The organism is Lonsdalea britannica, from assembly GCF_003515985.1.
In the GTDB taxonomy this organism is placed as follows: domain Bacteria; phylum Pseudomonadota; class Gammaproteobacteria; order Enterobacterales; family Enterobacteriaceae; genus Lonsdalea; species Lonsdalea britannica.
The window spans coordinates 2,899,894-2,921,564 of the sequence record NZ_CP023009.1 but is presented as its reverse complement, the minus strand read 5'-3'; the positions used below and the strand labels follow the sequence as shown (position 1 = coordinate 2,921,564).

Sequence of the window (21,671 nt, the reverse complement as noted above, 5' to 3'; positions counted from 1 at the left end):
CACCTATATCACTCTCCGCTATTATGCGAGCTGCTCATGACCCTCATAGAACACCCCGACGATCTGCGTGCGCTCCAGCGGGCCGTCACCCTACTCGAAGCCCCGGCGCTAACGCTGCAAATTGCCGATGTGATTGGAAAGCCGCTGACCTGGAGTCTTGGGAGACTGCCGCAGAGCCTGCAACGCAAAATCCAGCAGAGCGTCAGAGCCGCGCTGCACAAAGCGGTGGATGCCGCGCTCTATACGCTGGAAGATGACCCGCACCACGCTCCGTCACAGGGGCTGCACCGGATCGCCGCCGCCACGTCCGGCGCGGTATCTGGATTCTTTGGCATTGCCGGACTGCTGGTGGAACTGCCCATCAGTACGGCCATCATGATGCGCGCCGTCGCCGATATCGCCCGCAGCGAAGGATTTTCACTGGCGGATGAAGACGTCAAAAGCGCTTGTGTCGAGGTCTTCGCGCTGGGGGGGCGAGAGAAAACGCTGGACCCGACAGACTCGGGCTATTACGCCTCTCGCGCTATTCTGTCCGACATCACTCGCCATGCGTCGCGCGAGTTAATGGCGTTGGTCAGTAAGAAAGGGTCGACGCGTACGGTGAGTTCTCGCCATGCCGCGTCGATTTTAGCTAAGGTGATTGATGCGGTCGCCGCGCGGTTTGGCGTCACGCTGACGGAAAAAATGGCGGCGCAGATTGTACCGGTGATCGGCGCGGCCAGCGGCGCGACGATCAATACCCTCTTCACCCGGCATTATCAAAATATGGCCAAGGGGCATTTCACGGTCAAACGTCTGGAGCTGAAATACGGGGAAGAGGAGGTCAAAACGGCCTATCAGGGCATCAAAAACCTGACGCTAAGCCTGCCTGGCGCTTAGCGTCCGGTGAGTCGTCGCGTTATTCCGCCACCTGCTCCATCGCCTGTAGCACGCGCTTATCGGAAATCGGATAAGGCGTGCCCAGCTGCTGAGCAAAGTAGCTAACCCGCAGCTCCTCGATCATCCAGCGGATGGCTTTGACTTCATCATCTTCCTGCCGCTCCGGCGGCAGCTTGTTGAGCCACTGTTGCCATGCCTGACGCACCTGCTCTACCTTCAACATTTGCGCCCGGTCGCGGTGGACATCCTGAGCCAGCTTATCCAACCGCCGTTCGATCGCGTTCAAATAGCGCAGAACGTCCGGCAGACGCTGCCAGCCGCTTTCCGTGACGAAGCCACGGAACACCAGACCGCTCATTTGGCTTTTGATATCGCTCAGTCCCAGCGCCATCGCCATGTCCACTCGCCCTTTCAGACGTTTGTTGATGGAGAATACCGCGGTGAGGATCTTCTCAACCTGACTGGCGATATCGACCACCGCGTCGTTCAGCTCCGCGCGAACTTTGTCGTGCAGTCGCTCGTAGCCCTCTTCCGTCCACACCGGGCCGCCCGCTTCGGCGATCAGTTTGTCCACGCCGCAGGCGATACAGTCGTCAATCAGGTCCAGCACTTTGCCGTAAGGGTTGAAGTACAGCCCCAGCTTCGCCTTGTTCGGCAGTTTTTCGTGCAGGTATTTGATCGGCGACGGGATATTCAGCAACAGCAACCGGCGCAGTCCTTTCCACATGGTTTGCTGCTGCTGATGCGGCGTGTCGAACAGCCGGATCGCCACGCTGTTCTTTTCGTCCACCAAGGCCGGATAGGCTTTGACCGAGTAGCCGCCGCGTTTCTGTTCATAGCGTGCAGGCAAATCGCCGAAGCTCCAGATATGCAAATCGCTCTGCTCGATGCCGTCGTCCGCCACGGCGGACAACGTTTCCTGTACCTTCTCTTTAAGCTGATCCTTCAGCGCGGTCAGGCTTTTCCCCTCGCGCAGCGGGCGATTCTTTTCATCCACCACGCGGAACGTCATTTGCAGATGCTCAGGCACCTGTTCCCAGTGCCACTCTTCGCGGGGGATGGTGACGCCGGTCATCAGACGCAGTTCACGCTCCAACGCTTCCAATAGCCCGCGCTCCAGCGGTTTAGCCCGAGCCAGGAAGGCTTCGGCGTAGTTAGGCGCAGGCACGAAGCTGCGGCGAATCGGCTTCGGCAGCGATTTAATGAGCGCGATCACCAGATCGCGACGCACGCCTGGGATCTGCCATTCGAAGCCTTCATCCTGAACCTGATTGAGGATCGGCAGCGGAATATGCACGGTCACGCCGTCGGCGTCGGCCCCCGGCTCGAACTGATAGCTCAGCTTCAGTTTGAGGTTGCCCTGCTGCCAGAAGTTCGGATAGTCCAGTGCGCTGATGCTGCCTGCGCCCTCCTTGATGAGCATGGCTTTTTCGAAGTTAAGCAGATCGGGGTTTTCCTTCTCCGCTTTTTTCCACCACACGTCGAAATGCCGGGAAGACACCACATCGTGCGGCAGCCGCTGGTCGTAGAAAGCGAACAGCGTTTCATCGTCCACCAGAATGTCGCGGCGGCGGGATTTGTTTTCCAGATCCTCAACCTCGGCCATCAGTTTCAGATTGGCGCGGAAAAACGCATGGCGGGTGCGCCAGTCGCCCTCGACCAGCGCGTGGCGGATGAATAACTCCCGCGAGACCACGGGATCGATCGACCCGTAGTTGACCTTACGCGCGGCAACGATAGGCAGGCCATACAACGTCACTTTTTCCTGCGCGATCACCGCACCCTGGGCTTTTTCCCAATGCGGATCGCTGTAGCTGCGTTTGATCAGATGCTGCGCCAGCGGCTCGACCCACTCCGGCTCGATGCGGGCGGCGATGCGTCCCCACAGGCGGCTGGTTTCCACCAACTCGGCGACCATCGTCCACTTGGGCGGCTTTTTAAACAGGCCGGACGCCGGGAAAATGGAGAAACGCATATTGCGCGCGCCGCTGAACTCTGTCTTCTCCACGTCTTTTTGACCGATATGAGACAGCAGTCCGGTCAACAGCGCGCAGTGCAGGCTGAGGTAGTCCGCAGGCTCGCTATTGACCGGCAGCCCCAGCGTTTTCACCGCCTGACGCAGTTGGGTGTAGATGTCCTGCCATTCGCGCACGCGCAAATAGTTGAGGAAGTCGGTGCGGCACTGACGACGGAACTGGCTCGACGACAGCGCTTTCTGCTGCTCCTGCAGGTAGTTCCACAGGTTGACGAAAGCCATGAAATCGGAGTCTTTGTCCGCGAAACGACGATGTTTTTCGTCGGATGCCTGCTTTTTGTCTAACGGCCGTTCGCGCGGATCCTGAATCGACAGTGCGGCGGTCACGATCATCACTTCACGTACGCAGCGCGTCTTCTGCGCTTCCAGCACCATGCGCGCCAATCGGGGATCGATAGGCAGCTGGGCCAGCTGTCGACCCAGCGGAGAAAGGCGATAGTGGCCGTTGTCCGCCGTCTGTATCGCGCCCAGCTCTTCCAGCAGCCGCACGCCGTCCTGAATATGGCGGCTGTCCGGGGCTTCCACGAATGGAAATGCGGCAATGTCGCCCAGACCGAGCGAGGTCATCTGCAAAATCACGGAAGCCAGGTTGGTGCGCAGAATTTCCGGATCGGTAAACTCCGGGCGCGACAGGAAGTCCTGCTCCGAATAAAGGCGGATACACACCCCTGCCGCAACGCGTCCGCAGCGCCCTTTACGCTGGTTGGCGGATGCTTGAGAAATCGCCTCAATCGGCAGGCGCTGCACCTTGGTGCGGTAGCTATAACGGCTGATACGCGCCGTGCCGGGATCGATCACATAACGAATACCCGGCACTGTCAGCGAGGTTTCGGCCACGTTGGTGGACAGCACGATACGTCTGCTGTGATGCGACTGAAAGACGCGGTTTTGCTCTTGATGGGACAGCCGCGCATACAGCGGCAATATTTCGGTATTCGGCAAATCGCGTCGCGTCAGCGCATCCGCCGTATCGCGAATTTCGCGCTCGCCGCTGAGGAAGATCAGGATATCGCCCGGACCTTCGTGACTCAGTTCGTCCACCGCGTCAAAAATGGCCTGTAGCTGATCGCGGTCGCTGTCTTCCGCCTCTTCCACCACCGGCCGATAACGCACATCCACCGGAAAGGTGCGGCCGGAGACTTCAATGATTGGCGCATGATTAAAGTGACGAGAAAAGCGCTGCGGGTCGATCGTCGCCGAGGTGATGATGACTTTCAGATCGGGCCGTTTAGGCAGCAGCTGGCGCAGATAGCCGAGGATAAAGTCGATATTGAGGCTGCGTTCATGCGCCTCATCGATAATGATGGTGTCGTACTGCATCAGCAGCCGATCTTGCTGAATTTCCGCCAGCAGGATCCCATCCGTCATCAACTTGACCAGCGTGTTGTCGCCGACCTGATCGTTAAAACGAACCTTGTAACCCACCGTGCCGCCAACCGGGATTTCCAGTTCGGCGGCGATACGATCCGCGACCGTACGCGCCGCCAGGCGACGCGGCTGGGTATGCCCGATCAAGCCCGTCACGCCACGACCCAGCTCCAGACACATTTTCGGCAGCTGCGTCGTTTTACCCGAACCGGTCTCCCCGGCCACAATCACCACCTGATGGTCGCGAATCGCCTTCATGATGGCGTCTTTTTTCTGGCTGACCGGCAGGGCTTCGGGATAGCGAATGGCGGGCAGCGAAGCGCGACGGTTCTCCACCCGCTGGCGGGCCGTCGCCACGTCGGCTTCGATTTCGCTGACGATGGCCGCCTGCGCTTCAGGATTTTTCACCTTCAGGGCGCCCTGAACCCGGCGACGCAGCCGCTGCTGGTCGCGCAGCATTAACGCATTGATGTGGGGATAAAATGCGGTGAGCTGTGATTTCACGGTTGGTTCCTTAAATACGTCTGGCAGACGTGGCGAAGAGACTGGCCGCCACGCTTGGATTTGGCGGCGGGCATGGTATCACATTGACGCCGCAGGCTATAACCTGCCTCCCCGTCACGTTGTTCAATTAAATCGAACAAGGTTCTCGAAATATTACGCTATCGCGTCTCTATTAGGCTGCTTATGATGAAATTCATCGGCGATTGACGCCGCGGTGACTCCACAAACTGACTCTCCGAGACAAGGAACAGGCAATGAGCAAAGTATTAGTGCTGAAATCAAGCATTCTGGCGAACTACTCCCAGTCTAACCAAATGGCTGACCATTTTGTTGCGGAGTGGCAGGCGGCGCACCCCGGCGACGCCATCACCGTTCGTGACTTGGCCGCACAGCCGATCCCCGTTCTGGACGGTGAACTGGTCGGGGCTTTTCGTCCTTCAGAAACGCCGCTGACGCCGCGCCAACAGGAAGCGCTGACGTTATCCGATACGCTGGTCGACGAACTGCAGTCTCACGACATCGTTGTGATTAACGCCCCGATGTACAACTTCAACATTTCGACGCAGCTGAAAAACTATTTCGATTTCATCGCCCGCGCAGGCGTGACGTTCCGTTATACCGAGCAAGGTCCGGAAGGTCTGGTGAAAGGAAAACGCGCGCTGGTGCTGACCAGCCGTGGCGGCATCCATAAAGATACCCCGAGCGATCTGGTCGCGCCTTATCTGACGCTGATGTTGGGCTTTATCGGCATCACCGACGTCGAATTCGTGTTTGCCGAAGGCATTGGCTACGGCCCGGAAGTCGCTCAAAAAGCCTTGCAGGACGCGAAAGCCCAGCTCACTCAGCTCGCCAACGCGTAAGCGCACTCTACCCTCGTACGTGTTAGTTCTTTGGCTGTACTTACTCTTGCTGCGCGCCGTTAGGCGCGCTTTTTTTTATCTGTTCCGCGACGTCGGTATCCGACTTTTCCAGCAGTTGCGTGGCTTCTTTGTCGGCTTTGATGTGAATATCGTGATCGATCGTCACATTCATGTTGATGGTGATCGGCGTTTCCGGAGCGGTCACTTCAATGCGCGGCGTACAGCCTGTCAGCACCATGGCGGTCAGCCATAAAACGGCTCGTCTGTCATACATCGTGTGGTTCCTTATTGGGTTGACCGCTGCTCCAGCGCGTTCTGTATCGTGTCGCCCCAGCGCAGGCTGCGCCATAGCTGGAACAGATTCTCCTGATGACGATAGTTCAGATCGACCTGCTGTCGGGCATCTCGCGGCGAATTATGACCGCTGATAAAGGACTCCATCAACAGGTCCCCCTGATTGTTCAGTTGTAGTGTCGCCGTAGAGTGGTCGACTTCCAGATAGCGCAGCCAGCGTACCAGCGCCGCGCTGACCATATTGCTCTGCGCCACTTCATCCGCCAGATCCTTATCCAGTCTCAACGTTAACGCGCCGTCGTTGGTCACGCGGCCGTTCTGCACCAGCATCGTGGGATGATTGAAATTGATCGGCAATACGCCGCTGACGCGACCGGATAACGCCACCTTGTTCACTTTGATCGCGGTCATGAGTTCACTGGTCTCAATCCCTTCCATCCTCAACAACGCCGCGTCGCGCTGTGGGAAACGCAGCGGCGTCAGAGACACTTTACCGCGCAGCAGCTCCATCTCTACCCCAGCCAGCGTCATCGGGTGTCGATCGCTGTAAGGATATGCGCCGAACACATCCGCCCGGATATTTTGTATCCGAAATCCGCTGTTCAGTTCGGCGATGCGCAACGAGACCGGTCGCGAAATACCCAGCTGCCAACGCGGCTCGGCGTAACGATACGGTAGAACAAAGTCCACGCCGCTAACCTCGCCGTCGTTGAGCCAGGCGCTGCCGTTTTTCACGACCCAGTGTCCGCCCACCTGAAAGCCCTGTCCGCGTGCCGCTGAAAACGCGCCCTGTCCATAAAATTGCCCGCGGCGCAGCTTGATTTTCCAATCCGGCGGCAATAGCGACTGGAATACGCGCAGCGTTTGCGGCGGCCACCAGCCGCTGCCGCGCAGGCGTTCGCCGTCCCAGCGACCGACCAGTTTCACCGGGCCGATCTCTTTGGCCTGCAAAGCGCCGCGCCATACGAAATGGTTGGGATGTTCGCCCTGCACCTGAACATTCAGCTCAGCGGGCGGTAACGCGCCGGCACCGGTGAATGCCACCCGGTCGGCGACTAGCCGAAACGCGCCGTCAAACGCATCCTGCGTCTGATCCCGCTGCCAGCGTAGCGGTTTCACTAACGTCAGACGGGGTTTAGCGACCGTCATCGCGCCGTAGCGCAGCTGATTCAGCCCGCTGGATAACGTGCTGACTTCCAGCAGCGCGTCTTCCCAACGCCCGCGACCAGCAATATCCCACCGACCCTGCAATGGCGGCAGCTGACCTTTACCCCAGTAGCGCCAGTGCCAGAGGCCGTTATCCGGCCAGAAGCGTTCCGCCTTGCCGTCCATATGCAAACTGAAACGTCCCCAGTAGGCGTCGTTGGCTTTGACAATCGCCTGCAAACGTCCGCTCACGCCCTGCGCATTCACGACAATCCCTGCCAGCGGCCAACGGGCATCCTCCAGCGTCAGGCCGGACTGGGGCTGTCCCCAGGCGCGCAGCAGCGAGCCGGGCAGCAAGACCAGATCGGGGTTCAACAATGCGCCGCGCAACATGCCCGGCAGCGTGGCGGAAAACGACAGATTAGCCAGATTGGCCTGTCCGGCCAGTTGAATACGCAGATTGCTGTCGCTAAGCCCGAGCGAACCAGGCCCTAACGTCAACACCGCATTGGCACGGCCGTTATGGCCCTGCGTTAACATATTTACCCGCGCTTCGAGCTGGGGCTGCCCGTGAATCTGACGCCAGTCGTGCAGCGTCAACGATAATCCGCCCGAAACCGGCTGCGCGCCGTATGGCCATGACCAGCGACCTTCGCTGACGGTGATGGCGTCCGCGCTGACGCGCCACGGCAGGTTCAGCAGCGGTTGGGCGTCCGCGTCTTTCGCCAGCCTCATCACGCCCTGCGAATCCTGCCAGTTTAGCGTCGCTATCACCGGCTCCGGTAAATCAAACGGCAGTCGGCCGATCTGCAAACGTCCCGTTTCCGGAAGGCTCGTCAGCGAATCTGACAGCTGCACCTCGCCTTGTATCCACAGTGGCGGCCGATCGGGCAGCGCGGTCAGTTCCGCGCGGCGCAGCGTTAACGCCCGACCGTCGAGATCGGCCTGCAGTTGCAGGCGGCTATTGTTGATGTTCAGTGATTGTTTCCCGTCTCGGGAAGTGAGATGCAGCGCGCTGACGTCATCCAGCCACGGCGTCAGCGTGATGCGATCGATGATCACCTCACCTGCGGGCAGACGCCGCTGCCATTCGGACAGGCTGGTTGACGTCTCTGAGGCCGAATCCGCGCTTTGCGGCCACTGCGCGAGGCAGCTTCCGTCCAGCGCCACGTTCGCAATATGAACGCGCCAGCCGCCGTCTTGTCTCGTCAGGCGGCCATGATCGACGTTCAGCAGTTGGCATTGGGGTAAGTGTATGGAAACGCCCGGCACGGTGAGTCCGCCTTGCTGCCAGGCAGGAGGTTCATCCAACGTCACCGTGACGCCCGGCGGCGCCAGGAAGGTCAGCAGACGAGGCAGCCACAGCGGCAACGTTAACCCGCCTAGCAGTATTACCAGCGCGATAGCGCCCAGCCCAATGCCGACACGAGGTAAAAAGTGTTTAATCATTCGCCATCATTATGCATATCAGTCTTGGTGAGCACGGCGATACCTTCCTCGCCATGCAGGGGTGAGCGCACCTGTAACAGTAGCAGCATTCCGCTATTCAACGACTCACGCTGAGAAAAACAGCGAACATTCATCGGCCTGCATAATAGTCCCCTCACGTGACAGATACCACCCTTCACGCCGACCGTAGGATAAAGGTATGCTGTCTCTCCACTCCTCGAAAACACCCCTGATGCCGATGGGCGCTATCACCACGCAAAACAGACGTCAGGCGGTGGCTTTCCGGCACGCTCACTATTTTATGCTAGCCTAACCTAGAAATAGCGGGGTAAACGATAATGAAACTGGCTGTCTACAGTACCAAACAGTACGACCGTAAATATTTGGATCGGGTCAATCAGGACTACGGCTACCAGATGGAGTACTACGACTTCATGCTGAGTCCGCAAACGGTGAAAACCGCTGAAGGATTCGATGCCGTATGTATTTTCGTCAACGACGACGGTGGGCGCGAAGTGCTGACCGAATTGGCCGGGTTTGGCATCAAGATCGTGGCTCTGCGCTGCGCCGGTTTCAATAACGTCGATCTTGACGCCGCCAAAGCGCTGGGGATCTCGGTAGTTTATGTACCCGCCTACTCGCCCGAAGCCGTGGCGGAACATACCGTCGGCATGATGATGAGTCTGAATCGACGAATTCACCGCGCTTATCAGCGCACCCGCGATGCCAATTTCTCACTGGAAGGGCTGATCGGCTTCAATATGCATCGGCGAACGGCGGGGATTATCGGCACAGGGAAAATCGGGGTGGCGACGCTACGCATTCTGAAAGGATTTGGTATGCGCCTGCTGGCGTTCGATCCTTATCCCAACCCGCAGGCAAGAGAACTAGGAGCGGAGTACGTCGATCTGAAAACGCTGTACGCGGAATCGGACGTGATTTCCCTGCACTGCCCCATTACGCCGGAAAATCATCACTTGCTCAACGAGGCCGCTTTTGCGCAGATGAAGGATGGCGTGATGGTCATCAATACCAGCCGGGGCGGGCTGATTGATTCACAGGCCGCGATTGAAGCCCTCAAACAGCAAAAAGTGGGGGCGCTGGGGCTGGATGTGTACGAGAACGAACGCGCGCTGTTCTTTAGCGACAACTCGAACGACGTCATTCAGGACGATATTTTCCGTCGGCTGTCCGCCTGCCACAACGTGCTGTTCACCGGCCATCAGGCGTTCCTGACGGAGGAAGCGCTGACCAGCATTGCGGGCACGACGCTGCAAAGCCTGCGTCAAATTAGCCTGGGCGAAGACTGCCCGTTCGCGCTGACATAACGTCGCTGCCGATCCGCTAGCGGAATCCACCGGCCAGGCAGGAGCCATCTTCGAGCGACTGGGCGTCGCAGCGACGTCCGTTGGTCAGCAGACAGGTGCCCACGCTGGCGCCGTTCAGTTGGCGGGCCAGCCCTATTTTACCCCCAGCCAGCGTACAGGAAGCGGCGGCCGAATCCTTACCCTGCCAGGCCGTCATTTCCTGAGCGGACAACCTGACGGCTTCCGCTGGCACAACCGTATTCTCTTCCGCCGCTTTTTCACTGCTGCTGCCGCATCCGACCAGCACCAGTACCCATCCCGCCAACATCCCCTGCCGCAGTTTCATGTCCCGCCCTCATCACCCAATTAGTCCCAATCCTATTTACCACAGTTTATTGCGTGATAGCAGACCAGCAAGCCGTTAGCCGTGAAAGTTTTTTTCGAAATGAGAAAAACGGCGAGAAAAACACATAGAACCGGCCGTTCTCCGCGTTAACATGCTGGGAAAATCGCCGACCGGCGTGAAGGCCATCAGGGTGACAGCAATGAGATAGCGATTGTGGCGACGCTTGATGATAAACTTGCCCGCCATAAGCTTTATGCCCTAACCCTGCCCAAACTTGAACGTGAGCCACAGTGAAATGTCAGAAATTCAATCGGTGACGCCCAAACAGCAGTACAACCTGAATAAACTCCAGAAGCGCTTGCGCCGTAACGTCGGCGAGGCCATCGCCGCGTTCAACATGATCGAAGACGGCGACCGCATCATGGTGTGCCTCTCCGGCGGCAAAGACAGCTACACCATGCTGGAAATATTGCGCAACCTGCAGCAGAGCGCGCCGATTCAGTTTTCGCTGGTCGCCGTCAATCTGGACCAGAAACAGCCGGGATTCCCGGAGCATGTGCTGCCGGAGTATCTCGACACCCTGGGCGTCGAGTACAAAATTGTGGAAGAGAATACCTACGGTATCGTCAAAGAGAAGATCCCTGAGGGTAAAACAACCTGTTCGCTGTGCTCACGCCTGCGCCGCGGCATTTTGTATCGCACCGCCACCGAACTCGGCGCGACCAAAATTGCGCTCGGACACCATCGCGACGATATTTTGCAGACCCTGTTCCTGAACATGTTCTACGGCGGCAAGCTCAAAGGTATGCCGCCCAAGCTGATGAGCGACGACGGCAAACACGTGGTGATCCGTCCGTTGGCCTACTGTCGGGAAAAGGATATCGAGCGTTTCGCCGAGGCGAAAAACTTCCCCATCATCCCCTGCAACCTGTGCGGTTCACAGCCTAACTTGCAGCGTCAGGTGATTAAAGATCTGCTGCGCGACTGGGATAAACGCTATCCGGGACGCATCGAAACCATGTTTACCGCCATTCAGAACGTCGTACCGTCCCATCTAGCCGACGAAAAGCTGTTCGATTTCAAATCCATCACCCACAACAGTGAAGTGGTGGACGGCGGCGATTTGGCGTTTGATCGAGAAACGATCCCGCTACAGCCGCTGGGCTGGCAGCCTGAGGACGACGAGATAGCGCCTCCCGCCGATCAGCGATTGGACGTCGTCGAAGTCAAATAAAGGCGAGAAGATATCTGAAACGGCCGGTCTAAGTACCGGTCGTTTTTTATTTGTCGCTCGGAAGGCGGTGGTACGGACGAAAAAAAAGCCGGCATAACTTTGCCGGCTTGGTGTGAATTAAGTGTGCTATGCAGTAATTCAAAATAGGAAGTAAGACAATATGGAGCGCAACGCCCATCGCTTGACGTTGCATTCACCTGCGAACGGAATTTTGCTGTATACACCGTTTGGGAATGTTGATGTTGCTCAAAGTTGGGCGGTTTTTTTTATCAACGGACGGCAAAATCGCGCTTCCCTACTTGAAAAATCGGCGGTCCTCACATCCATTTACTTCGCTTTAACCACCAGGCAACCATCAGCACCATAAAGACCAGCATCATGCAGAAAGAGATAAATCCAATCGAACTGCCTGAACCGGGGATCCCCCCAAGGTTGACGCCAAACAGGCCGGTGAGGAAGGTTGTCGGCAGAAACAACATCGCCAGCACCGACATGTTGTACGTCCGCCGATTCATCGACTCCGCCATCAGGGTGTTGATCTCATCCGCGATGACCGCGGTACGGGCTATGCTGCCGTCCAGGTCTTCCAACCCTCTCCCCAACCGTTCGGCGATTTCCAGCATCCGGCGACGGTCATCATCCTGTAGCCAGAACAGCTTTTCTCCCGACAGACGAGAGAAAATGTCGCGCTGCGGCGTCATATAGCGGCGCAGAACGATCAGCTGTTTGCGGATCAGCGAAAGCTCGCCGCGCGCCGGCATCTCCTGCTCCAGCAACGCATCTTCCAGATCGATGATCCGTTCGTGGAGCTGGTCGATGAACTCGCTGGTATCGTCGGTCAGCGCCTCAGCGATGGAAACCAGCCAGCTGCTGCTGTCCGTGGGGCCATTGCCCTCTTTCAGGTCGCTCATGACGGCATCAATGGCCGCCACTTTGCGGCGGCGTGTTGAGACAATCAGTTTATCGGTGATGTAAATGCGCAGCGCCACCAGCTCATCCGGCCGCGCGTCTCCGTTGTAATTAATGCTGCGCAGCGTAATCAGAGTACCTTCGCCCAGCCGGCTCACGCGGGGCCGCGCGCTTTCTCCTGACAGCGCGTCGCGCACCGTATCCGGCAACAGCCGGGTTTCTTGCAGCCAGCGGCTGCTTTCAGGATGAGTCGAATCCAGATGCAGCCAGCAAGGCTGAGTATTGTTGACGATTTCATCATCATTGATGGGAACGACGCCGCCTTTCCCATCCAACTGATAGGAAAATACGGCGCCTGTACGCTGTAATGCGTTTCCATTAATCACGTCTGTTTCCACGGGTTTCTCCCATTGACTCCCCTTTGAGCACTATCTTAGCGTTTCTGACCATAACGGCAACGCCAGCGTGGCGGTCAGCCACGGCGCACAGGTGCCGCGGCTGGTGCATGAGATCAGTGTTTGGTGATATAGAGCATGCGGCTGTAAGCCATGTCTTCCGGATTATTGATGGGATAGCCCTTCACCCAGGGTTTAATCAAGCGGGCGTTGGTGTACTGATAAATCGGTGCGATGGGCGCTTCATTGGTGAGTATTCGTTCGGCCTGGTTGTATTCCTGATTCAACCGCTGACTGTCCGTCTGACCGCCGGTGTCCTTCATCAGCCGATCGTACTCCGCATTGTGGAAGCGCGAGATATTACCGCTGTGCGACGAGGTCAGCAGCGATAAAAACGTCGACGCTTCGTTGTAGTCACCCACCCAGGAGGCGCGGACAACGTCAAAATGACCGCTGTTGCGATTGTCGATGTAGGTTTTCCACTCCTGATTGACCAGCTTGACCTCAACTCCCAGCGTTTTTTTCCACATGGAGGCGACGGCGATAGCCACCTGTTTGTTAGTTTCCTGCGTGTTATACAGCAGAGACAGTTTCAGCGGTTTACCCGGCCCATAACCTGCCGCGCCCATCAGCGCTTTGGCCTGCGCATCCAGTTCAGCCTGCGAATACTGCTCCAGCTCGCTTTGCTCCGGCGTGAATCCGCTGGTCACGTCCGGCGTCAAACGGTAGGCCGGTTTCTCTCCCGTCCCCAAGACCTTCTGAGCAATCACCTGCCGGTCAATCGCATACGACAACGCCTTGCGTACTCGTTGATCGCTGGTCGGCGCGCTTTGCGTGTTGAATGCATAGTAATAGGTGCCCAGCTGAGCGGGCGTATACACCTCGCCCGGCAGCGTCTTCAACAGTTTTTGATACTGATTTTTAGGAAACGATTCGGTGATATCGATATCGCCGGCCAGATAGCGTTTGGTCGCGTTCGACTCCTGGCTAATCGGCAGATAGGTGACTTTACGCAGGACCGTGTGAGCATGATCCCAATAGTGCGCATTTGGCGTCAGCACCAGCTTTTCATTGACCACGCGCTCATCCAGCTTGAACGCGCCGTTGCCCACCAGATTGCCGGGGCGTGTCCAGTCAGCACCGTACTTTTCGACCGTAGCCTGATGAACCGGAAACAGGCTGAAGTTCGCCATCAGGTTGACGAAGTACGGCACAGGTCGACTCAGCATCACCTTCAGCGTGTGGTCGTCCATTGCGACGACGCCCAGTTGGTCCGGCGGCAATTTACCTGCCAGAATGTCGTCTGCGTTGACGATCCCGGCGAGACTGGCGAACCAGCTGAAGGATGAGGTGTTGGCAGGCGTTACCAGACGACGCCAGCTGTAAACGAAATCTTTTGCGGTCACCGGGTCGCCGTTCGACCAGCGTGCGTCCTCGCGCAGGATAAACGTGAACGTGCGGTTGTCGCTGGTCTGCCAGCGTTCTGCCACACCGGGGACCGGATTACCGTGTTCATCCTGATTCACCAGACCTTCAAACAGATCGCGAATGACCGGGATTTCCGGCAGGCCGACGGCTTTGATGGGGTCCAGAGAGGCGGGTTCATCTTTGATATGGCGGACAACGTCCTGTTTGGCGTCCAGCACGGTTCCGGCGGGAACCTGGGCTGCATTGACGGCGCCTGTCAGCGCAGCCAGCAGTCCGACGCAAAGGGCGGAATAGCGAAATGGCATCATGTGTTCGTTCCTTAAAATAGCTGCTGCGCGAGCCGCAAAAAAATACCGGCCCAACGATCCTGAAAACCTCCGTCATTAAGCACTGAGGTTAATCTTTCTTCTATGACGGTATTTTCTGTACGGATGCCTCTGAAAAAGCAACATAAAACCCCCTTCCGGGCGATGCATTATCATAGCCTGAAATCAAATTTTGCCTATCGGAATGACGCCAAAAACAGACATTCTTCGATGCGGCGCCAGCCCGCATCGTGCGTGGACTGCGTGCGAAGGCGTATGCCGTAATGTCAGTCGGTGATTCCACCGGGAAGGAGGCTAAAGCGTGACTTAACCGAGACTTATGTCGAATTAAGTCGCCTTATTTTTTTATACCAATGTTGATAATGTTGCCCTACACTGAACGCCTTGTTAACCACCTGTAATAAAGGACGCAATGATGTCAAAGAATGTACACTTCCAAGGTCAGCCGCTACCGGTTTCCGGCGAATTCCCCGCTGTAGGCAGCAAGGCCAAGGCTTTCTCACTGGTGGCAAAAGACCTTTCTGATATTCCGCTGAGCCACTACGCGGGCAAACGTAAAATCCTGAACATTTTCCCGAGCATTGATACCGGCGTTTGCGCGACCTCCGTGCGTAAATTCAACCAGCTGGCTTCTGAGCTGAACAACACCGTCGTACTGTGCGTCTCCGCCGATCTGCCTTTCGCTCAGGCGCGCTTCTGCGGCGCTGAAGGGCTGAACAACGTGGAAGTGCTGTCTACACTGCGCGGCGCGGAGTTCAAAGAAAACTACGGTGTGGCTATCGCCGAGGGCGGTCTGAAAGGACTGACGGCGCGCGCCGTCGTCGTGCTGGATGAAAATGACGTTGTGCTGCACAGCGAACTGGTCGACGAAATCACGACCGAACCGGACTACGATAAGGCGCTGGCTTCCCTGAAATAAGTGGAATTCCCTGCCACAACATCCCGGCCATCGGCGCCGGGATGTTGTTCTTCCTCACTCACTCACGATCTGAACCGCCCCCTTCCCCTGATAGGCTTTAGACCGCACGTGGCGACGATGCATCCAGCATGCGCCCACCACCAATAGCAACATCAGGCTCCACTCCACGCCCAACGAGGCGATCAGCGCAATGTCGTAACGCCCCTCCGTGGAATGCAGAAGATGAACTAGCACGGAACCTAATACGATGGGGCCCATGCCCATCGCCGTTTGCTGCAAAGTAGACAGCAACGCGCCGCCCGATCCGGCATGAGAAACCGGCACATCCGATAAAAAGATGCGATAAAAGCTGCTGACGATGAACGCCTGACCGAACCCGACCAGACAGGTCGCAGGCAACAGCGTCCACAGCGTCGGCGCAGGCCAGACCCATGCCAGCGTCGCCATCAGCAGCAGCAGACCACTCATCTGGATCGCACAGCCGATAATCAGGGTAGGAATGTTGCCCACGCGCTCCGTGACCCGACCGCTCAGCAACGATGAGATAAAATAAGCCCCCCCCAATCCGATAAAGCTGTTGCCTGACGCTAGCGGCGAAAATCCCGCGCCGGATTGCAGGGCATAGGCGACGATGAACATAAAGCCGCTCCAGCTGGAGAAGAACAGCAGCGCAATGGCGCAACCGAAACGAACGCTCGGCAGTCGGAACAGCGCCGGCGGCAGCAAAGGCGCCTGCTGCCGTTTTTCCTGTCGTCGTTCGACCCGCCACAGCAGCGCAAACAGCCCAAAACTGGCCAACAATGCGACGACGCAGCTTAGCGGCCAGTGCCACAGCGGCCCCAACGCCAGAGGAAACAGCAGGCATGATAAGGCCAGCGCCAGCAATGCCGTGCCCGGTAAATCAATCGCCTTACGCTTCTCGCTGCGGGTATCCGGTACCCAAAACGGCGCGCAGATCAAAATAAGCAGGCAGAACGGTAAATTCACCAGGAAGGCGCTACGCCAGCCGTATCCGCCGATATCCAGACTCAGCAGCGTCCCGCCCAGAACCTGCCCGATAATGAAAGCCAGTCCGCCGATGGCGCTGTAAATGCCGAGCGTCCGGGCATGCCGTCGTCCGCTCAGGCTGACATGGATCGTCGCCAGAATTTGCGGGATAGCCAGCGCCGCGCCAATCCCCTGCCATGCCCGCGCAAACAGCAGTAGCCATACCGACTGAGCGATACCGCACAGCAGCGAGGCCACGCCGAATACGGCGACGCCCACCATAAAAATCCGCCGCCGCCCCAGGTTATCGCCCAGACGTCCCCCATCGCCAGCGCGACGGCGAAGGCCACACCGTAAACCGAGACAATCAATTCGAGTTCAGCGGGACTCGCGGAGAGCGAGTGGGTAATGGATTCCAGCGCGACGTTAACGATGGAGAAATCAATCATAGGCAGGAGTTGTCCGGCCAGTAATACCACCAGACCAATACGACTTAACCCGTGTGTTAGTGAACCTTGTTTCATTATGTACACCCATTGTAATCATCATCCACGAGCGCTAGCATCGGGGTTAATTCAAACGGGTACCAGTTCTTGATTATCCTGGTATAAATTCCACCTGCCTGGCTCGGAGTCCTTGATATGTCGGAACTTACGACGGCCCTTCCTCTCGACAATACCGAACAAAATCGCAGGCTCACGCTGGGGAAATTTCTGCGCACACGCAGGGAGAGTCTGGACCCGGAGCGACTGGGACTGTCTACCCCGCGCAAACGGCGTACGCCGGGACTGCGTCGCGAAGACGTCGCCCTGCTGGCCGATGTCGGTATTACCTGGTACACCTGGCTGGAACAGGGACGCCCGATCAAAACGTCGGCCAAAACGCTGCTGGCGATCGCCAAGGCGCTCCAGTTCAACGAAGTGGAGACCCGGCATCTGTTCATGCTGGCGGAACTGCCTTTTTCGCCGACAGTGCGCGCCAGTTGCGAGAAGATCAACGAAGATAGCCAGACGATCCTGGACCAGCTCAATCCCTATCCCGCCGTTATCGTTAACGCCCGCTTCAGCATTCTGGGTTTCAATAAGTCCTGGTGTCGGCTGCTCAATATCGATTTGAATCATATCCCTCGCGAAGATCGCAACTGCATCTATCTCGCCTTTACGCACCCGAACTGGCAGAAAGGACTGGCGGACTTGCAGGAATTTCTGCCCAACATGGTGGCCATGTTCCGAGCGCGGCTGGCAGAACATAGCGGCGAACCGCTGTGGGACACGCTGTTGCAGCGCTGTCTGAATGAATCCGAGCAGTTCCGGCAATTGTGGCATCAACGCTACGAGATCCAAGGCGTGATCAATAAGGTGAAGCGTTTTCAGCACCCGCGGCTGGGCGTCATTTCTCTGCGGCAGATTAACTGGTGGACAGCCAGCCATAATGGCGATCGGATGCTGGTCTATATGCCTGCGGAAGAGCAGGATAAACAGACGCTGGAAAAACTGGCTCAGTTGGATTTCCCCGTCTGAGCCGTACTGGTTGCCCCTTTTGAAAAGCAGGAGAACGCCCGATGTTTCCGTTAATCACGCCACGATTTTTTATTCGCCCATTCACCGCGGGCGATATTCCGCAGATCGCAGAGGCGGTTCAAGAGTCCAGAGAGACCATCGGACGCTGGCTGTCGTGGTGTACGGATGAATACAACGTTCCCGAGATTTCGCACTGGGTGGCTCAGAGCGCGCTGCGAATTCATGAAGGCATGGCGTACGATCTCGGCATCTTCGAACAAACATCGGGGCGGCTGATGGGCTCCGTCGGCATCAACAGCATTCAGTCCGGCTATCAGATGGGAAATATCGGCTATTGGGTACGTCAGTCAGAGCAGGGGCAGCAAATCGCGCTGGAGGCCGTGCAGGCCATCACCGCCTTCGGTTTCGAACAGCTGGGCCTGACCCGACTGGAGATCATCGCAGCTGAACACAACCTGCCGAGCCGCCGCATAGCGGAAAAAACGGGCGCGCGTTTTGAAGGTATCGCTTACAACCGTCTGGTCATCCACGGCCAACCGACCGACGCCGCCGTTTACTCGCTGATCCCCGCGCGTTAAACCGCCAGAAAACGACGTGACTACCTCGTCGCGTCGTTTTCCGCAATCAACATGTATGAAAATCAAGGCGACCGCGCGGCTAAAACCGGGCGAGGTGCTGACGTCTGCGTCGGAGGTTGCGTGATGCACGCATAGAACAGCGGCGAGCCGTCAGAGGATGACGACAACGGCCCGACGCTAAAACTGAAGGTTTAAGACGAGGACTCTTCGTCACTCGGCGCTTTACGCGTACTCAACCCATACTCGCGCAGCTTGTTGGCGATGGCGGTGTGGGAGACGCCCAGCCGCTTAGCCAGCTTACGCGTGCTGGGATAGCTCTGATAGAGTCGAGTCAGAACGGAGCGTTCGAACCGTTTGGTGATGTCATCCAGTGAGCCTTCCAACAGCGTTTCGCTGTGCGCCAGCGCGGAAGAAAAGGCGGGCAAGTCGATGTCCTGCAAGGTCAGCTCGTCGCCTTCCAACTGGGTCAATGCCCGGTAGATAATATTTTTCAGTTGCCGCACGTTGCCCGGCCAGCCGTACTGAGGCAGGAGTTGCCGAACTTCGGGCGCGATGCGCGGATGACGCATTCCCTGTTCGTCCGCAATGCGCGCGACGAACAGCTCGACCAGCGGCATGACATCTTCCGGACATGCGCGCAGCGGCGGCAGTTCCAGCGTCAACACGTTCAAACGATAATAAAGATCTTCCCGGAACTGGCCGCGCTGAACCAGCTCCATCAGGTTCTTCTGCGTAGCGCAAATGACCCGCACGTCGACGTGCAGCTCATGCTCCTCGCCTACGCGGCGAAATGTCCCGTCGTTGAGGAAACGCAGCAGTTTGGTTTGCATTTGCGGCGACATTTCCCCGACTTCATCCAGCAGCACCGACCCGCCGTTCGCCTGCTCAAAAAAGCCTTTTTTACCTTCCAGCGCGTTCGGGTAGGCGCCCGGCGCATGGCCGTAAAGCTCGCTTTCCATCACGTCGTCCGGCAGCGCAGCGCAGTTCAGGGCCAAAAATGGCTGCCCGGAGCGATGGCTGCGTAAGTGACAGGCGCGCGCCAGCATGTCCTTGCCGGTGCCGGTTTCGCCGACGATCAGCAGCGGCGCATCCAGCGGCGCCAGCTTACGCGCCCGCTCCATCACCTGACGCATCGTCGGACTGACGGCCACGATCGTGTCGAAAACACGGTCGTCGTTCGCAGACAAATTCTGTAACTGATGCCCCATTCTCGCCGTGGATTTGAGCATCACCAGCGCCCCCGATGCGACCTTTTCCCCGCTGTCATCGTCCAGGTAGAACGGCGTGACCTCCAGCAGAAAGTCCCGGCCGCAGACTACCACCCGCTCCGTTTCCGGTTTAGCGCCCTGCTCCAGCCAGCGGCTGAAGGCATAGCGGCCGACCAGCTGACTGATATTTAACTGAGGCACTTTTTCCGCTGTCTGTCCAAACAGGGACAGCGCCGCCGCGTTCATCATTTCGACGTGACCTTTCAGATCAACGGAAAACACGGCTTCGGGCATAGATTCCAGCAGCGCTTTCAACGCCCGGTGCTCGCGTTCGGACGGCAAGAACGCCACCGTACGGACATCGCTGACGCCTTCGGTCCGCCGGATGTCGGCCATCAGCGCCTGAAAATCCTCGACGCGCAGCGAATCAACGTGGAGATAAATTCGTCCGGCGGCGGCAATTTCGATACCGCGCAGATCGATGTTGCGCAGCACCAGCAGATCCAACAGTTCACGGGTCAGGCCCATACGGTCTTTACAAAAAACTTCCAGACGCATCAACATACCTTCTTCATCAGGCGCGCGGGGGGACGAAAACCGAATGATACCCTATTCGCCATCGTCGGATGAAGCAGAGTGTCAGCAAAAGTTGACACTTTAGTCTGACGTCGGGTTTTCGGCTGGGGAAGGCACGTTCCGCTTCAACAGACCGATAGCCATCCCCATCGCCAGCATCAGAATGGCGAGCGCGGACAGCAGCAGAAAACTGACGGCCCAGTTGCCGAACAGCGTATGCAGCCCGCCGGTGACCAGCGGCCCGACCGAGGCCAGCGTATAGCCGACGCCCTGCACGGCGGAGGAGAAACGCCGGTTTTCATCCAGATCGCGGGCATGGTCCATGATCAGCATGAAAATGGCGGTAAACCCGCCGCCCTGCGCGATACCGCTGGCCAACGACCAGAGCGGCCATTGATGCGGCCAGTAATACATGCCTGCTGGCGTCAGCATCCAGAATATGCCGACGATAGCCAGCAACAGCGCCCGCGGCACACGCCACAGCGACGCCACCAGCGGTACGCCGAATGACCCGATCAGCGCCGTGATTTGGAATACCGAGGCAATCAATCCGGCTTCGGCGAGACTCATTCCTGCTTCTTGCGTCAGGTAGGCCGGTAGCCAGGCGGTCATACCGTAATAAATAAAGAGATGGACGGTAAAGGCCGTCACCAGATACCACAAAATGGGCTGCCGCCAGAATGTGAGCGAGGGCAACGGCGACAGGCTCATCTGAACCTTGAGCGCCGCCGGCGCGCCCTCTTCATTATGACGCGCGCCGCGTTTGCGTTGAATGACGCGTCCCCAGACAGCCAGCGCCAGGATCGCCAGCACGCACCAGACGGCCAGCGCGACTCGCCAGCCAAACAGCAGCGCCAACGGCGCGGTCAGCGCGGAAGTCAGCATGGTGCCGACGTTAATGGCCGCCGTGTAAAGTCCAGTCGCCATGTTGCGGCGTTGATTAAAGTCCCGGGCGATCACCATCAAACAGACGATATTGCCGACGGTCAGTGACGCGCCAATCGCCAGTGTCCCCACCAGCGCCATCGTGACGCCGCCTGCCGGACGCAACAGCGTCCCTAACGCCGCGCCAATCAACGACACCATAATGGCCCGTTCGATGCCGATGCGGGAGATCAGTATTGAGGCCAACGGCGTCAGCAAGCCGAAGCACAGCACGGGAATGGTGGTCAGCAGTCCCGCCACGGTGACGTTGATGGCTAAATCGGTGCGGATTTGGTCGATAACCGGCGCGATGGCGGTGAGCGGGCTGCGCAGATTGAGCGCGAGGGCAAGCAAAGCGAACAGGATTAAAAGCGGCAACCGCAGTCGGTTATTACGCATAGTGGCATCACATGAAAAGGCGGACAGCCTGGTGTTATCGTGAGTGCAATATACGCTTTTCCCCTGCTGCGATCACCGTG

15 protein-coding genes and 1 pseudogene are annotated in these 21,671 nt (G+C 57.8%); 7 read left to right on the top strand and 9 right to left on the bottom strand.

What is annotated here, in order from left to right; translation table 11 throughout:
- The first annotated feature begins 36 nt into the window (after positions 1–36).
- A complete protein-coding gene (locus CKQ53_RS13455; RefSeq protein WP_118895074.1) occupies positions 37–879 on the top strand; it encodes an EcsC family protein in 843 nt (280 codons plus the stop codon).
- A 19-nt stretch (positions 880–898) separates the two neighbouring features.
- Here the strand turns inward: CKQ53_RS13455 and hrpA are convergent, their stop codons facing one another.
- Complete coding sequence (gene hrpA, locus CKQ53_RS13450; protein ID WP_244201050.1) at positions 899–4,741, bottom strand: ATP-dependent RNA helicase HrpA; 3,843 nt, start codon at positions 4,739–4,741, stop codon at positions 899–901.
- A 299-nt stretch (positions 4,742–5,040) separates the two neighbouring features.
- Here hrpA and CKQ53_RS13445 point away from each other — a divergent pair, with 299 nt between their 5' ends.
- Entirely contained in the window at positions 5,041–5,646 is a 606-nt protein-coding gene (locus CKQ53_RS13445) for an FMN-dependent NADH-azoreductase (protein ID WP_085651855.1), read from the top strand.
- A 40-nt stretch (positions 5,647–5,686) separates the two neighbouring features.
- Here CKQ53_RS13445 and CKQ53_RS13440 read toward each other — a convergent pair whose 3' ends face one another.
- Both CKQ53_RS13440 and CKQ53_RS13435 read right to left on the bottom strand, forming a co-directional pair.
- A complete protein-coding gene (locus CKQ53_RS13440) occupies positions 5,687–5,920 on the bottom strand; it encodes a YnbE family lipoprotein (protein WP_085651856.1) in 234 nt (77 codons plus the stop codon).
- 11 nt (positions 5,921–5,931) lie between these two features.
- On the bottom strand, positions 5,932–8,535 hold the full coding sequence (locus CKQ53_RS13435; protein ID WP_118895072.1) for a YdbH family protein: 2,604 nt from the start codon (positions 8,533–8,535) through the stop codon (positions 5,932–5,934).
- A gap of 338 nt (positions 8,536–8,873) precedes the next feature.
- Between CKQ53_RS13435 and CKQ53_RS13430 the strand changes: the two genes are divergently transcribed.
- Positions 8,874–9,863, top strand: coding sequence for a 2-hydroxyacid dehydrogenase (locus CKQ53_RS13430; RefSeq protein WP_085651858.1), 990 nt, complete (start codon positions 8,874–8,876; stop codon positions 9,861–9,863).
- Between the two features lie 16 nt (positions 9,864–9,879).
- Here CKQ53_RS13430 and CKQ53_RS13425 read toward each other — a convergent pair whose 3' ends face one another.
- Complete coding sequence (locus CKQ53_RS13425) at positions 9,880–10,188, bottom strand: putative hemolysin (RefSeq protein ID WP_085651859.1); 309 nt, start codon at positions 10,186–10,188, stop codon at positions 9,880–9,882.
- A gap of 295 nt (positions 10,189–10,483) precedes the next feature.
- Here CKQ53_RS13425 and ttcA point away from each other — a divergent pair, with 295 nt between their 5' ends.
- Complete coding sequence (gene ttcA, locus CKQ53_RS13420; RefSeq protein WP_094118501.1) at positions 10,484–11,422, top strand: tRNA 2-thiocytidine(32) synthetase TtcA; 939 nt, start codon at positions 10,484–10,486, stop codon at positions 11,420–11,422.
- A gap of 317 nt (positions 11,423–11,739) precedes the next feature.
- Here ttcA and zntB read toward each other — a convergent pair whose 3' ends face one another.
- Together zntB and CKQ53_RS13405 are read right to left on the bottom strand one after the other, a co-directional pair.
- Entirely contained in the window at positions 11,740–12,729 is a 990-nt protein-coding gene (gene zntB / locus CKQ53_RS13410; RefSeq protein ID WP_085651861.1) for a zinc transporter ZntB, read from the bottom strand.
- 113 nt (positions 12,730–12,842) lie between these two features.
- Entirely contained in the window at positions 12,843–14,459 is a 1,617-nt protein-coding gene (locus CKQ53_RS13405; protein WP_094118521.1) for a peptide ABC transporter substrate-binding protein, read from the bottom strand.
- A 436-nt stretch (positions 14,460–14,895) separates the two neighbouring features.
- Here CKQ53_RS13405 and tpx point away from each other — a divergent pair, with 436 nt between their 5' ends.
- Positions 14,896–15,399 carry a thiol peroxidase gene (gene tpx / locus CKQ53_RS13400; RefSeq protein ID WP_094118500.1) on the top strand — a complete coding sequence of 168 codons (504 nt, stop codon included), beginning with the start codon at positions 14,896–14,898 and terminating at the stop codon, positions 15,397–15,399.
- 54 nt (positions 15,400–15,453) lie between these two features.
- Here tpx and CKQ53_RS13395 read toward each other — a convergent pair.
- Positions 15,454–16,910: pseudogene (locus tag CKQ53_RS13395) on the bottom strand (MFS transporter).
- Positions 16,911–17,027: 117 nt separating this feature from the next.
- On the opposite strand from CKQ53_RS13395, the gene CKQ53_RS13390 reads away from it, so the two are divergent.
- The gene (locus CKQ53_RS13390) at positions 17,028–17,906 is read left to right on the top strand and encodes a helix-turn-helix transcriptional regulator (RefSeq protein ID WP_094118498.1); all 879 of its coding nucleotides are present in this window, start codon (positions 17,028–17,030) and stop codon (positions 17,904–17,906) included.
- A gap of 41 nt (positions 17,907–17,947) precedes the next feature.
- A complete protein-coding gene (locus CKQ53_RS13385) occupies positions 17,948–18,484 on the top strand; it encodes a GNAT family N-acetyltransferase (RefSeq protein ID WP_085651865.1) in 537 nt (178 codons plus the stop codon).
- 191 nt (positions 18,485–18,675) lie between these two features.
- Here CKQ53_RS13385 and tyrR read toward each other — a convergent pair whose 3' ends face one another.
- Positions 18,676–20,250: a transcriptional regulator TyrR gene (gene tyrR / locus CKQ53_RS13380; protein ID WP_085651874.1), complete on the bottom strand. Its 1,575-nt coding sequence runs from the start codon at positions 20,248–20,250 to the stop codon at positions 18,676–18,678.
- A 99-nt stretch (positions 20,251–20,349) separates the two neighbouring features.
- Positions 20,350–21,591, bottom strand: coding sequence for an MFS transporter (locus CKQ53_RS13375; RefSeq protein WP_085651866.1), 1,242 nt, complete (start codon positions 21,589–21,591; stop codon positions 20,350–20,352).
- Positions 21,592–21,671 lie beyond the last annotated feature (80 nt).

Bases quoted from the DNA above. Each gene is read 5' to 3' on its own strand.
- CKQ53_RS13430 (WP_085651858.1), top strand. From the start codon at position 8,874: ATGAAACTGGCTGTCTACAGTACCAAACAGTACGACCGTAAATATTTG.
- CKQ53_RS13440 (WP_085651856.1), bottom strand. From the start codon at position 5,920: ATGTATGACAGACGAGCCGTTTTATGGCTGACCGCCATGGTGCTGACA.
- CKQ53_RS13435 (WP_118895072.1), bottom strand. From the start codon at position 8,535: ATGATTAAACACTTTTTACCTCGTGTCGGCATTGGGCTGGGCGCTATC.
- CKQ53_RS13445 (WP_085651855.1), top strand. From the start codon at position 5,041: ATGAGCAAAGTATTAGTGCTGAAATCAAGCATTCTGGCGAACTACTCC.
- tpx (WP_094118500.1), top strand. From the start codon at position 14,896: ATGTCAAAGAATGTACACTTCCAAGGTCAGCCGCTACCGGTTTCCGGC.
- hrpA (WP_244201050.1), bottom strand. From the start codon at position 4,741: ATGCTGCGCGACCAGCAGCGGCTGCGTCGCCGGGTTCAGGGCGCCCTG.
- CKQ53_RS13405 (WP_094118521.1), bottom strand. From the start codon at position 14,459: ATGCCATTTCGCTATTCCGCCCTTTGCGTCGGACTGCTGGCTGCGCTG.
- CKQ53_RS13425 (WP_085651859.1), bottom strand. From the start codon at position 10,188: ATGAAACTGCGGCAGGGGATGTTGGCGGGATGGGTACTGGTGCTGGTC.
- ttcA (WP_094118501.1), top strand. From the start codon at position 10,484: ATGTCAGAAATTCAATCGGTGACGCCCAAACAGCAGTACAACCTGAAT.
- CKQ53_RS13455 (WP_118895074.1), top strand. From the start codon at position 37: ATGACCCTCATAGAACACCCCGACGATCTGCGTGCGCTCCAGCGGGCC.
- tyrR (WP_085651874.1), bottom strand. From the start codon at position 20,250: ATGCGTCTGGAAGTTTTTTGTAAAGACCGTATGGGCCTGACCCGTGAA.
- CKQ53_RS13390 (WP_094118498.1), top strand. From the start codon at position 17,028: ATGTCGGAACTTACGACGGCCCTTCCTCTCGACAATACCGAACAAAAT.
- CKQ53_RS13375 (WP_085651866.1), bottom strand. From the start codon at position 21,591: ATGCGTAATAACCGACTGCGGTTGCCGCTTTTAATCCTGTTCGCTTTG.
- CKQ53_RS13385 (WP_085651865.1), top strand. From the start codon at position 17,948: ATGTTTCCGTTAATCACGCCACGATTTTTTATTCGCCCATTCACCGCG.